This window comes from Gluconacetobacter johannae (assembly GCF_014174305.1).
Classification (GTDB): domain Bacteria; phylum Pseudomonadota; class Alphaproteobacteria; order Acetobacterales; family Acetobacteraceae; genus Gluconacetobacter; species Gluconacetobacter johannae.
This window is the reverse complement of record NZ_JABEQH010000005.1, coordinates 86,410-99,251: the sequence shown is the minus strand read 5'-3', so window position 1 is coordinate 99,251 and position 12,842 is coordinate 86,410. Positions and strand designations below refer to the sequence as shown.

Annotated in this window: 13 protein-coding genes; all 13 read right to left on the bottom strand. The window is 68.7% G+C overall.

The features are described 5' to 3' along the window. Positions 1 to 9: 9 nt before the first annotated feature. Positions 10 to 750, bottom strand: coding sequence for an urea ABC transporter ATP-binding protein UrtD (gene urtD, locus HLH21_RS04815; RefSeq protein WP_182941862.1), 741 nt, complete (start codon positions 748 to 750; stop codon positions 10 to 12). Further along, positions 747 to 1,868, bottom strand: coding sequence for an urea ABC transporter permease subunit UrtC (urtC, locus tag HLH21_RS04810; protein ID WP_182941860.1), 1,122 nt, complete (start codon positions 1,866 to 1,868; stop codon positions 747 to 749). Before urtC ends, urtD begins: the two co-directional genes overlap by 4 nt. Continuing rightward, on the bottom strand, positions 1,865 to 3,508 hold the full coding sequence (gene urtB, locus HLH21_RS04805) for an urea ABC transporter permease subunit UrtB (protein ID WP_182941858.1): 1,644 nt from the start codon (positions 3,506 to 3,508) through the stop codon (positions 1,865 to 1,867). The genes urtC and urtB overlap by 4 nt, the downstream gene beginning before the upstream one ends. After that, positions 3,501 to 4,832: an urea ABC transporter substrate-binding protein gene (gene urtA, locus HLH21_RS04800; RefSeq protein WP_182941856.1), complete on the bottom strand. Its 1,332-nt coding sequence runs from the start codon at positions 4,830 to 4,832 to the stop codon at positions 3,501 to 3,503. The genes urtB and urtA overlap by 8 nt, the downstream gene beginning before the upstream one ends. A gap of 104 nt (positions 4,833 to 4,936) precedes the next feature. Then, complete coding sequence (locus tag HLH21_RS04795) at positions 4,937 to 6,514, bottom strand: tetratricopeptide repeat-containing sulfotransferase family protein (protein ID WP_182941854.1); 1,578 nt, start codon at positions 6,512 to 6,514, stop codon at positions 4,937 to 4,939. Continuing rightward, on the bottom strand, positions 6,511 to 7,560 hold the full coding sequence (locus HLH21_RS04790) for a HupE/UreJ family protein (protein WP_182941853.1): 1,050 nt from the start codon (positions 7,558 to 7,560) through the stop codon (positions 6,511 to 6,513). Before HLH21_RS04790 ends, HLH21_RS04795 begins: the two co-directional genes overlap by 4 nt. After that, on the bottom strand, positions 7,544 to 8,362 hold the full coding sequence (locus tag HLH21_RS04785; protein WP_182941851.1) for a peptidyl-prolyl cis-trans isomerase: 819 nt from the start codon (positions 8,360 to 8,362) through the stop codon (positions 7,544 to 7,546). The genes HLH21_RS04790 and HLH21_RS04785 overlap by 17 nt, the downstream gene beginning before the upstream one ends. After that, on the bottom strand, positions 8,362 to 8,865 hold the full coding sequence (locus HLH21_RS04780) for a cytochrome c family protein (protein WP_182941849.1): 504 nt from the start codon (positions 8,863 to 8,865) through the stop codon (positions 8,362 to 8,364). The genes HLH21_RS04785 and HLH21_RS04780 overlap by 1 nt, the downstream gene beginning before the upstream one ends. A 17-nt stretch (positions 8,866 to 8,882) precedes the next feature. After that, the gene (mauA, locus tag HLH21_RS04775) at positions 8,883 to 9,434 is read right to left on the bottom strand and encodes a methylamine dehydrogenase (amicyanin) small subunit (RefSeq protein WP_182941847.1); all 552 of its coding nucleotides are present in this window, start codon (positions 9,432 to 9,434) and stop codon (positions 8,883 to 8,885) included. 47 nt (positions 9,435 to 9,481) lie between these two features. Further along, positions 9,482 to 10,081 carry a thioredoxin domain-containing protein gene (locus HLH21_RS04770; RefSeq protein ID WP_182941845.1) on the bottom strand — a complete coding sequence of 200 codons (600 nt, stop codon included), beginning with the start codon at positions 10,079 to 10,081 and terminating at the stop codon, positions 9,482 to 9,484. Position 10,082: 1 nt separating this feature from the next. Continuing rightward, the gene (locus HLH21_RS04765; protein WP_182941843.1) at positions 10,083 to 10,604 is read right to left on the bottom strand and encodes a MauE/DoxX family redox-associated membrane protein; all 522 of its coding nucleotides are present in this window, start codon (positions 10,602 to 10,604) and stop codon (positions 10,083 to 10,085) included. 9 nt (positions 10,605 to 10,613) lie between these two features. Beyond that, a complete protein-coding gene (locus HLH21_RS04760; RefSeq protein WP_182941841.1) occupies positions 10,614 to 11,765 on the bottom strand; it encodes an amine dehydrogenase large subunit in 1,152 nt (383 codons plus the stop codon). Positions 11,766 to 11,930: 165 nt separating this feature from the next. Then, positions 11,931 to 12,815: a response regulator transcription factor gene (locus tag HLH21_RS04755; RefSeq protein WP_264811558.1), complete on the bottom strand. Its 885-nt coding sequence runs from the start codon at positions 12,813 to 12,815 to the stop codon at positions 11,931 to 11,933. Between the last annotated feature and the right edge of the window lie 27 nt (positions 12,816 to 12,842).

Below are 12,842 nucleotides of genomic sequence, written 5' to 3'. Positions count from 1 at the left end.
CGATGTCCCTCACCGCCCCAGATAGACGTCGATCACGCGCGGGTCGGCGCTCACGGCCTCGAGCGCCCCCTCGGCCAGGACCGACCCCTCGTGCAGCACCGTCACGCCGACGCCCAGCGCGCGCACGAATTCCATGTCATGTTCGACCACCACGACGCTGCGCGTGCGGTTGATGTCCCGCAGCAGGTCCGCCGTCGCCATCGTCTCGGCATCGGTCATGCCGGCCACCGGCTCGTCCACCAGCAGAAGCTGCGGCTCCTGCCCCAGCAGCATCCCGATCTCCAGCCACTGCTTCTGCCCGTGGCTGAGCCCCCCCGCCTGCACGCGCGCATGCGGGGCAAGCCGCGTGATGCCAAGCAGCGCGTCGATGCGCCCTGCCTCCTCCGCCGTCTCGCGCGCCAGCAACAGCGCAAACGGCGAACGCAGCCCCTTGAGCGAGAGCAGCAGGTTGTCGCGCACCGACAGCGCCTCGAAGACGGTCGGCTTCTGGAACTTGCGGCCGATGCCCAGCCGCGCGATCGCGGCCTCGTCGCGCTTCGTCAGATCATGGCCGGCGAACCGGACGACACCGGTGTCGGGGCGCGTCTTGCCGGTGATGATGTCCATCATCGTCGTCTTGCCCGCGCCGTTGGGCCCGACGATGGCGCGCATCTCGCCCTGCCGCAGGCTGAGCGACAGGTCGTTGATCGCCCGGAAGCCATCGAAGGTGACCGAAACCCCGCGCAGTTCCAGAAGGGCTTCGCCACTCATGCCGCGTCTCCTGCCGGGCGGGTGACTTCGGGCGTCACCTCGTCGCGCCGGCGGTTAATATGGCGCCCCAGCCCCACCAGCCCCTGAGGCAGGAACAGCGTCGTCGCGATAAACAGCGCGCCAAGGCCATAGAGCCACAGTTCGGGCAGCCACGCGGTGAACAGCGTCTTGCCCAGATTGACCAGCACCGCGCCGATCACCGCGCCCGACAGCGTGCCGCGCCCGCCCACCGCCACCCAGATCACGGATTCGATCGAGTTGGCGGGCGCGAACTCGCCCGGATTGATGATGCCGACCTGAAGCACGTACAGCGCGCCGCCCACGGCCGCGATCAGGGCCGAGGCCACCCAGACCAGCAGCTTCACCTGGTCGGGACGATAGCCCAGGAAGCGCGTGCGGCTCTGGGCATCGCGCACCGCGATCAGCAGGCGCCCGAAGCGACCGCCGACCAGCGCGCGGGTCGCCAGCATCGCCCCCGCCAGCACCAGCGCGCTGATTATCAGCAGCCCCGCGCGCGTTCCCGGCTGGTGCAGGTCGAAGCCCAGGACGTCCTTGAAATCGGTCAGGCCGTTATTGCCGCCGAAGCCCAGCCCGTTCTGGAAAAAGGCCAGCATCAGCGCATAGGTCAGGGCCTGGGTGATGATCGACAGATAGACCCCCCCCACGCGCGAGCGAAAGGCCAGCCAGCCGAACAATGCGGCCAGCGCGCCCGGCACGGCCAGGACCAGCACCGCCGCCACGAGGACATGGTCCGACCCCCACCAGTACCACGGCAGCGATTTCCAGGACAGGAACACCATGAAATCCGGCAGGTCGGGGTTGCCATATACCCCCCGCGCCCCGATCTCGCGCACCAGGTACATGCCCATGGCATAGCCGCCCAGCGCGAAGAACGCCGCATGGCCGAGTGTGAGGATGCCCACGAAGCCCCAGACCAGATCCACCGCCAGCGCCAGCATCGCATAGGCAAGATATTTGCCGGCCAGCGTCACGACGAAGGGCGAGACGCTCAGCGGGTTCGACGCGGGCAGCAGGCTGCCCAGCGCCAGCAGGGCCGCGACGACGAGCACGGCGGCGGCGGTGCGGACCACACCCCGGAAGGCGAACTCGCCGGTCATGATTCCACCCCCCGACCCCGCAGCGGGAACATGCCGCGCGGATGACGCTGGATGAACAGGATGACCAGGACCAGCAGCAGGATCTTGCCCGACACCGCGCCCACCAGCGGCTCCAGCGCCTTGCCCCCCACGCCCAGCGTCATCGCGGCCGCCAGCGTGCCCCACAGATTCCCCACGCCGCCGAACACGACGACCAGGAAGCTGTCGATGATATAACCCTGCCCCAGATTGGGGCTGACATTGTCGATCTGGCTGACCGCGACCCCCGCAAGACCCGCGACGCCCGAGCCCAGCCCGAAGGTCAGCGCGTCCACGCGCGCGGTGCGGATGCCCATCAGCGCCGCCATGCGCCGGTTCTGCGTCACGGCGCGCATCTGCAGGCCCAGCGCCGTGCGGCGCAGCACAAGGAATACCGCCCCCATGACCGCCCCGGCGAACAGCATGATCGCGAACCGGTCGAGGGTGACCGTCAGCCCGCCAAGCTGGAACGACCCCGCAAGCCAGCCTGGCGTCGCCACCGCGACGTTCGTCGGCCCGAACAGCGAGCGCACCGCCTGCTGGAGGACCAGCGACAGCCCCCACGTCGCCAGAAGCGTCTCGAGCGGGCGGCCATAGAGAAAACGGATCAGCCCGCGCTCGATCAGCATGCCGGCCGCGCCGCAGACAAGGAACGCCGCCGGAACCGCCAGCGGCAGGCTGAAGGCCGCCAGTCCCGGCGCGACCGCCATTAGCGTCTTCTGGGTCAGGTAGGTGGTGTACGCCCCCAGCATCACCAGCTCGCCGTGCGCCATGTTGATGATGCCCATGACGCCGAACGTGATCGCAAGCCCCATCGCCGCCAGAAGCAGGACCGAGCCGAGGCTGAGGCCGTAGAACACCTGCTGCGCCAGGCTCCACAGGCGGATGCGCCGGTCGATCGTCACGATCGCGCTCTGCGCCGCCTGTCGCGCCTCTGCCGGCGCGGTCTCGTCCGCGGCGAAACGCGCCAGCACCGCGCGCGCGTCCAGCCCGCCGGCGTCACGCAGGACGCGCACGGCCGCGCTCTGCGCCTGCTCCCCGGTCGCAGGCGCCCCAGGGCTGAGCAGCATCGCCGCCCGCGCCCGCCGCAGCGGCGCCTCGAGCCCCGCCTCATGCGGCGTCGCCAGCGCGCGATCGACCACCGGCAGCATGGCGGGGTCAGGATGGTCGGCCAGCCGCGCTGCGGCATCGCGGCGCGCGGCCGCATCGCCGGCCAGAAGCGCCTGCCCGGCCATGGCCTGGGCCAGCGCGCCGCGCACCCGGTTGTTCTCGCGCACCGCCCTTACCCCGGCCGGCGCGGACGTCACGGGGGCGCCGGTCCGGGCATCGGTCCAGCTTTCACCCTCGCGGACGTACAGGCCGCCGTCCTCCGCCACGAAAAGATGATGCGCCGACAGCGCGCGCAGAACGGCCTGCGCCTGCGGCGCGCCCTCGGTCCCCAGCCGGCCCACCGCCGCCGCGATCGCCTCGAAATGCGGGGAGGTCAGTCCGGCATAGGGGTCGGCCGCCGCCGCGACGGGGGGTGCCGCATCGACGGTCTGGGCGCGCGAAGGGGCCGGGGCGCCCGCCAGGGCCACGCCCAGCAGCGCCAGCAGCGCAATCCGGCGCCGTCGGTCAGACATGCCGCGTGCCGAGGCAGGCCTTCTTCACCGTGTCGTAATTGCCGCAGCGGATCGGCGCGCGCCAGTCGCCGATCAGGTTCCGCGTCTCCGGCACGAAGGGCGACCACGCCTGGCCCGGTATCTCGCGGGGGGTCTGCCAGACGACGTTGAACTGGCCGTCTTCCTGGATCTCGCCGATATAGACCGGCTTGGTGATGTGATGGTTGGGCAGGACCTCGGCGACGCCGCCCGTCAGGTTGGGCTGCTTCAGCCCCACCATGGTCTCGATCACCTTGTCATGGTCGGTGGTGCCGGCTTTGGTCACGGCCTGAACCCATAGGTTGAAGCCGATATAATGCGCCTCCATCGGATCGTTGGTGGTACGCTTTGGATTTTTCGTGAACCCGTGCCATTCCCGGATGAAGGCCTGGTTCGCCGGCGTGTCGATGCTCTCGAAATAGTTCCAGGCGGCAAGCTGTCCCACCAGGGGCTTCGTGTCCATGCCCGCAAGCTCTTCCTCGCCGACGCTGAACGCCATGACGGGAATGTCCGTCGCGGAAATGCCCTGCGCCGCCAGTTCCTTGTAGAACGGAACGTTGGCGTCGCCGTTGATGGTGGAAACCACGGCGGTTTTCCGGCCGGCCGAGCCGAAGGCCTTGATCTGCGAGACGATGGTCTGCCAGTCGGACTGGCCGAACGGCGTGTAATTGACCATGACATCGGCATCGCCGATGCCCTTCTGCTTCAGGTAGCTTTGCAGGATCTGGTTGGTGGTGCGCGGATAGACATAATCCGTGCCGACCAGCGCAAAGCGTTTCGCGCCGCCGCCATCCTCGCTCAGCAGGTAATCGACCGCCGGAATGGCCTGCTGGTTCGGCGCCGCCCCCATGTAGAAGACATTGCGGCTGCATTCCTGCCCCTCGTACTGAACGGGATAGAACAGGATGCCGTCCAGTTCCTCGAAGACCGGAAGCACGGCCTTGCGCGACACGCTGGTCCAGCAGCCGAAGGCGGCGGACACCTTGTCCACGGCCAGAAGCTGCCGCGCCTTTTCGGCAAAGAGCGGCCAGTTCGAGGCCGGATCGACGACCACCGCCTCCAGCGGCCGGCCCAGCACGCCGCCCTTCCGGTTCTGAAGCTCGACCAGCATCAGGATCACGTCCTTCAGCGTCGTCTCGCTGATCGCCATCGTGCCGGACAGCGAATGCAGGACCCCGATGCGGATGGGTTCGCCTGACGGAGGCGCCGCGCGCAGCGTCCGGCTTCCGCCGAGCATCGCCGCCGATGCCGCAAGACTGAAGCGGGCGAAGTCGCGGCGGGTAAAGCGCATGGTCGGGTCCGTCATGTCGTCCATTCCTTCTGACATGGCGCCATTCGTCCCGTATCCGCGTTGGATTGGCCATACGCAATCTGGCGTAGATGTCGCCCTTCCCGCCGACGTGAAGCGCGTCAGTCGATGGCGATGCCGTGCCGTTCAAGGATGCGGCGCGCCGGTTCCAGCGCGGCCGCATGCCGCCTCCAGCGGGCCAGCGCGTCGCGATAGATCGGGCGACGCACCTGCGCCGCGCTGGGGGTCGAGACCGGCGACGCGTTGGTGTGGAAGGCAAGGCAGGCGTCCGCCCAGTCCAGCCCGCAATGCGCCAGCAGGCGCCGCGTCACCCCTTCCTGGTCCGCGACGATGTCCTCGTACTGCACTTCGAGCACCCGGCCTGGAACCGCCCGCTGCCAGAAGCGCATCAGCCGGTCGAAGCGCACGTAATATTCCGCAATGTCCTCGATGCTGTAGCTGTAATCGTAATAGCGCGAGGTCGTCGCAAAGAGATTCTTGAAATTGCTCAGCACCGTGTCCATCGGATGGCGCCTCAGGCACACGATCCGCGCCTGCGGCAATGCACGGGCGATCATGCCGGCATAGAGGAAATTGCCGGGGAACTTGTCGCTGAACCGGCGGCCGTCCTGCGGCACATGCGCCAGGGCGCGCTGCATGTAGGCCCGCCCGATCACCCCCTGGTCCTTCCCCGCCGCCTGCATGATGGTCTCGGGGTCGAGCACCGTGCGGCTGCGGGTGCGCGACGCCTGCTTGACCGCGATGGGAAAGGCCTGAAGCTCGCCCGCGCCCACCACGTCGGGATGCGACGACAGGATCCGGTCGACCAGGGTGGTGCCCGTGCGCGGCATGCCGATCACGAAGATCGGCGCATCCTGCGGCGGATCGGTCACCGGGGCGGCCGCGCAGACCGGCCAGTTGGCCTCCATCGCGTCGAAAACCTCGGCATCGCGTGCAAAGCTGTAGGGCAATGTGCGGCGATGCGCCGCATTGGCGTCCCACAGCCAGCGGAAGGATTCGTCGGTCTCGCCCAGATCCTCCAGTTCCTTCGACAGGGCATAGCCCAGCAGCAGCCGCGCCTCCGGCTCCCGGGCGGCCGCCTGCGCGGCGCGCAGGCGCGGCACATGGTTGCGTTCGGCCGTCTGGCGACGCAGGCCGGCCAGCGTGTGATGCGCCCGCGCATGGCCGGGCGCGCGCGCCAGAAGCGCCTCGAACGCCTGTTCCGACTCCGCGACGCGCCCGACGAAGCTCAGCGCCACCGCATGATTGTAGCGGAACTGCATGTCATCGGGCGCGGCCCGCACGGCGGCCTCGAAATGCGGAATCGACGCCTCGTGTTCGGTCAGGCGCGCATAGGCGCACCCCAGCGTATCCCGCGTCAGCGCATCCGCCTTCTCGCCCGCGGCCAGACACGCCTCGGCCTCGCGCAACGCCACCGCGGCCTCTCCGTCCCGGCGCAGCAGCAGCAGGCACCGGGCGAACTGCGCGAAATATTCGGCGGAACGGCCCAGTTCGGTCGCGGCCTGCAGCAGCACCGTCCCCCCACCGACATTGCCCAGCGTGACGTCGCCGATCCCCATCAGGAAATGCGCCTCGGCCGAGCGCGGTTCGCGCGCGGCGACGGCGGCCGCGATCTGGCGGGCCTGAAGCGGCTCGCCCCGTGCCAGCGCATGGCGCGCCTGCCGCAGATCGGGCCTCATAGCGCGGCCACCAGCCCGAACATCGCGGCGATCCTGTCGATCATCCAGAAGGCGCCCATCGCCCCCGCCGCGTAGAGCGCCAGGCCACGCACGGCCTGCGCCACGCCCAGGCTCCGGAAAAGCAGCAGGCTCAGCGTCACGATCGCCACGAAAATCAACTGGCCGATTTCCACCCCCACGTTGAAGCTGACCAGCGCCGCAAGACGCTCGGGCGGGGCGACGCCGATCTCGCGCAGCGCGTCGGCGAAGCCCAGCCCGTGCAGAAGGCCGAAGCTGCCCACGACGAAGGCATAGCGCCCCAGCGGGAAGCGCCCCCCCGCCATGCGCCGGGGCGCAAGCACGCCTTCCTGCGCCATGAACATGATCGACAGGGCGATCACGGCCTCGACGGGCGGCTCGGGCACGTTGATGACGTGCAGGAAGGACAGCGCCAGCGAAATGGAATGGCCGATCGTGAACGTCGTAATCAGCAGCAGCAGCCGCGCCCCCCCCGTCAGCATGCACAGGCACAGCACGAAGGTCAGATGGTCCCAGCCCGTCAGGATGTGCAGGATGCCGAGTTGGGCGTAATAGGCCACGACCGCCGGCATGGACCGCACGACCGGCATGCCCCGGGCCACCGCCAGCACCGCGCGCCCGGCCTCGAGTTCCACGGGGTGGCGGGCATGGTCGGCGCTCAGGGCGCTCTGGAAGGTCGCCCCGTCGAGACGCCAGGGTGTTTCGATCCGCTCCTCGGGGGTCAGCGAATGGTCGCAGCGCAGGGCGACCGCGATCGCCACCCGCGCACCGCCGCCCGTCTCCTCGCGTCCCGTCGTGACACAGCCCCTGGGCAGGCCCAGGGACTCGGGCGTGGCAACGCTCTGCGGCAGGTCCACGGTCAGCACATAGGCGCCGGGGGTGGCGCCGCGCGTGAAGCTGAAATCGCCCGCATTGAAGACATCGGCACGGGCCTGCGACGCCAGCAGGCCAAGGGACGCGACGACCACGGCCAGCACCGCGCGGACCGCGCGCCGCATCCGCCGCAAGGTCCTATCGTTCGACGACATCGTAATCCCTTCTCAAACGCGAGACCTCGGCCGCGATCGCGGCATCGCGTTCCTCGGATATCATGTCGGCCCGGATCTCGTCGCGCACCTTGTCGTAGGGGGCCTGGGTCGCGGGGGTACGGGCCTCGACCTTCACGAAATGAAAGCCCCGGCTCGATTGGATCGGGCCGGTCCAGGTCCCGGTCGGCGCGCCCTGGAGTGCATGCAGGAAATCGAGTCCGAACATGCTGCTAATCATTGATTCGCCATAGGCGGGCAGGTCGTGGCCCATCCAGAAATCATCGCCCTTCACCTCCTGCCCCTGGCGTAGCGCCATGAGGATGGAGACGGGGTCCTGCGGCGCGGTGCGAAAGAAGACGTGGCGGAAGCTGATCTCGGGCTCTCCGCGATAGAGGTTCGGATGGGCGGCGTAATAGGCCCGCATCTGCGCCTCGGCCGGGTCCGGGGGCGAGCCTCCGACCATGAAGCGGACCTGGTCGATCATGCGCTGCCGGATATTGCCGTCGGCCAGGTAAAGCCGCCGCCGCAGCGACTCCCGGAACAGGACCTCGTCGGCGACATAGCCCTTGATGATCGAGCGCCTTTCCTTCTCATCCGGCTCATGCCCGGAAAGGGTCGCGTAATCGTCGAACAGTGCCCACTGGACCGATCGCGGAATGTCGATCGTCTCACGACGCCCCTCCAGCACCCAGTACAGCAGGAAACAGCATCCGCCGATCACGAGAAAGGCGAAAAACGGCACGGCGTCACGCCACGCGGCGCCACCCATGTCCTGTGCATCGTTACGGGGGGGCATCGTCATCACATCGGCTTGTAGTCAAGCAGGGATTTCGGGGCGCCGCAAACCTTGATGATGCGCTCCACCGCCTGCTGGCGCCTCAGATGCAGCGGCACCGTCGATTCGGGGGCGGCGCGCATCGCGCTGACCTCGCGCGCGGTGAACGGGGCGGCATGCGCGCTGCCCGGTGACGCCCCCAGCGTGAAGATGACGAAATTCAGCACATCCGCCAGATCGGCATCCGACAGCGACGCCCGCGTGACATTGGGCAGCCCGTCCACATAGGCCCGCCCCTGCGGATCGCAGACCAGCCAGCCCGCCTGCCCACGCAGCAGCGGCACCGAATGCGGCGGCGACAGCCCCAGCGTGCCGTGGCATCCGCCGCAATGCAGCATGTAATTGGTCTGGGCGTGGTTGAACGTCACCGCCCGCTGTTCCACAACGCTGTTGTCGGCCGCGCGCGCCACGGGGCACGCCGCGACGCACAGCAGGCCGGCCAGCATGCCGGCGATCGGGAAACGTTTCACCGCACGCCACGGTGCCGTCATTCCGCGACGCCCACCAGCGCGGCTGTCGAGCAGTGATAGGCCATGCTGGACGTGCCGAAACACCAGATGATCTCGTTGTTCGCCTGCGGGCGATAGGTCGGCAGCGCCCCGTCGGTGTTGTCGCAATGGCACTGGCGGCACGAGGACGTGCCGCAGCAGTCGCGATAGGCGATAAGGTAGCTGCGCTTGTCCGCCGGGTTGTAGCAGGTGCCCACCCACGAGGTCAGCGAAGGCTGCGTGCCGGGCGGGCAGCTATGCACCCCGCCGCCGCAACAGCTGCACAGCGACCCGTCGATGGCGCAGTACCGCCAGTAATTGCAACGCGTATCGTCGGTTACCTGGGCGTTCTTCTGGAATTCCGTCAGCCGGGGCGTCGTGGCGGCGTGCGCCCTGGACCGGTCGATCGGCAGAAGGGGAAAGGCCGGCGCGGCGGCAAGCGCCAGCCCCACGCGCGACAGTACGCCCCGCCGCGACGTGCCCGACGCCAGCCGCCGCGTCAGCTTCTCGCTCCAGCCCTCAAAAAGCCGCCCATCAAACTTCTGTGCCATCGTGAAGATCTCCCCCTGACGCGGGTGTCGTGTTGCCCTGCCGTCCCTCAGGCCGCGTTCGGGCTGGGATGGAGGGAGCGAATGTAATCCTGTGCCGAGGCGAAGCCGGTCTCGTCCGCGACCACCAGGCTTTCGACATGCTCGCGCGTGTTCAGCAGGCCCTTGGACGCGATCGTCCCATCCGGGCGCAGCAGCACGCCGTAGGGCAGCTTGCCGACATGGAACGCCAGGCCGGGCGCCGCGCTGTTGATAACCGAGGCCGGCTCCAGCCCGTAGCGCGCGATCATCTTGCCGATCGCCGCTTCCCCGTCGTCGCCGACGAAGAACAGCTTCAGCCGCTCCGACTGGGCCGTGGCCCGCACGATCGGGATGATCTTGGCGCAGACCGGGCAGTCCGAGGCGACGAACATCAGCAGGACGGCGCGCGCGCCCATCTCGCCGGGCGCGATCTCGACCACCGCGCCATCCATCGCCGTCAGGGTCAGCCGCGGGGCCACCGCCCCGACCTTGGGCCCGCCATCGGTCACAAGTGCGCCCATCGGGGCGATCCGCTCGTGCAGCACGCCGATCTGGCGCGCCAGGGCGACCACCGCGACGGTCAGAAGGGCGCAGACGACCCAGAGCAGGAAATTCGAGGTAACCATCATGTCATGCGTCCTGACGTGAAGCGAGCCGGGGCGGAGCCATGCCGCCCAGCGAAATCGCCGTCGAAACCAGAAGAAAGATCAGCAGCCCACCCGCGATGGGCAGCGGCGTCCACGCGGGCGGGGCATAGGCGGCGCGCGCCGCCAGAAACCCGGCAAGCAGCAGGTCCAGCACCACCTTGCGCCACGAGATAGGCTCCGGCGCGCCGCCACACCCACAATCGAGGTCGCGCCGGCCGCGCAGCAGGTTGACGGCCATCGCCAGCGCGAAGACCACGAACAGCAGCGCCGCCACCGCCCCCGCGACGCGCGGAAACAGGACACAGGCCAGCGCCGCGCCGGCGCCCAGTTCCAGCAGCACGACGGCCAGGGCGGCCGCGTCGAGCAGCGGCGCCGGCACCAGCCGATAGGCCGCCAGGCGACCCATCCATTCCGCCCGGTCGCGCAGCTTGCCCAGCCCCGCGACAAGAAGCAGCCAGCCCGCAGCCGCGGCCGCGGCGTCGATCACGATGTCCGCCGCCCCCATCGCCCCGCCTCAGGACCGGTCGGTCGCCAGCAGCGTCGTCCGTCCGACATCGCGCAGGCTCCGCAGGATCTTGCCCGTCTCCGGATCCATGACCCACAGCCAGCCGTCTTCCGAAAGAACGAACAGAAGCGGCGCATTATCCTCGCTCACCCCCACGGCGTAGCCGGAGGTCGGCAGCGTGAAGCGGTTGACGAGCTGATGCGTCGCCGTGTCCAGCACCCACAGTTCCGTGCCCGACCGCTTCTGCCCCCAGGGCGCGCCCTCGTGCATCAGCGCATACAGCCGCTTGTGGCCCGGATGGAACGCGAACGGACGCCGCCCGCCCGGCCGCCAGGTGGTCTGCTCCGGCGAGGTCGTGGCGGGCGACAATCCTGCCGCCTGCTGAAGGGACCACGCTTTTTCCAGCGTGCTCGGCGCGCCCAGGCGCACCGGATGGACCATGCCGTTGAAGGTGATGAACAGCGCCTGGCCGCCGGCGCGGTCCACCGGGCTTTCCTCGAACACCGGGTCCTGCTGCGCGTCGAAGAACGGAATGCGGTCCGTGATCCGGCCGTGGCCGGATGCGTCGATCGCCACATCCGCCAGCGCGCCGTCGGCGCAAAGCGTCGCAACCCCGGTCTTGCCATAGGGGTAGATCAGTCCGCAGGCCGGAATTTCGGTGATGCCCAGCACATTGCGCTTCGCCAGGTCGATCGTGATGATCGAGGACGCCGGCTGCATGTTGTAGACATAGCCGCGCAGCCCGTCGGCGCTGGTCGAGAAATAAGGCGTCCGGCCCGAGGCGATGAGACGCCCCGGCAGTTCGATGTCCTGAATCAGGTTCAGCGTGTGCCCGTCATAGACCGACAGCAGGTCCTGCCGCGTGCCGCGATTCATGCGCGTCCATATCGTCTCGGACACGTAATATTCTTTGCCCTGCGGGGCCAGCGCGAAGCCCGCGGCCGGCGACGCGTTGACCGTGCCGACGATCTTGGCCGTATCCCCGTCGATGATCGTGACCCCGCCCGTGCGCGTGCCGACATACAGCCAGTGCGGATTCGGCTTGGGCATGACCGCCGTGTTGCTTTCCTCCGTCTCCAGGATGGGCGGCGGCGCGGCCAGGGCCGTGCAGGGAAGCAGCGCGCCGAACAGGCCGCACAGCACTCTGCGGATCCGTTTCATGTCTCGTCCAACATGATCTTGTCCGGGCATGGCGCTCTCCGATGATGACATGGCGGGAGGCGGCCGGCGCGTCCCGTGGGGAATGTTCCGGCATCATCACTGTCCCGCGCCCGGGGCGTCACTACGTCAAACACCGCAGATTGCCCCGGTCAGGGGCCGCGCGGATCATTCATTCAGCGTCGTGACGGCGATCGCGGCGGCCGAGGCGCGGTTCTCGACGCCCAGCTTCGCGAAAATCTGCTCCAGATGCTTGTTCACCGTACGCGGGCTGATATTCAGGATCTCGCTGACATCGCGGTTGGGCTTGCCCCGGCTGATCCAGAGCAGGACCTCCGCTTCGCGCGTGGTCAGGTTGTGCCGACGCCCCAGCAGCCGTTCCTCCTCGCCCGGTCGCCTGAGCAGCAGCGTGACGCACATCGAACCGTCATCCATCGTGCCGACGACAACGCATTCCAGCCGGCCTTCGGCGACATCCAGCGTCCGGCGCACGACAAGCGGCCGCTGCGTCCCCAGGTCGACCAGCACGTCGCAGAGCGGCTCAGGCAGGCGATCATCGACCTGCCACTGTGGAAAGCAGCTCGACAGCGCCGCCGCCGCTTCCGGCGTGTGCCACCGCAGCACCCCCGCCGCGCTGACCCCGATCGTCGGACGACGCCCGAAATCGAGGGCCTGATGGCTGGCCCGCGCGGCGCGCGCGTTACGCAGATGCACCCGCACCCGCGCGATCAGCTCATCCACCACCACGGGCTTGTGGACATAATCCACCCCGCCGGCCTCCAGCCCGCGCACGACATGTTCCGTCTCGGTCAGGCCGGTCATGAAAATGACCGGCACATGGCTGAGCGCCGGATCCTTCTTGATGCGCCGCGTGGTCTCGAACCCGTCCATCCCCGGCATCATCGCGTCCATGAGGATCAGGTCGGGAACCACGTCCTGCAGCAGTTCCAGCGTGGCATGACCGTCCGGCGCGATCAGCACCGTCATGCCTTCGGCCTCCAGCGCGGTGGTCACGAAACGCAGGGACTGGGGCGTGTCATCCACCACGAGCACGCACGGGCGATCCGCGTCCAACAGCCT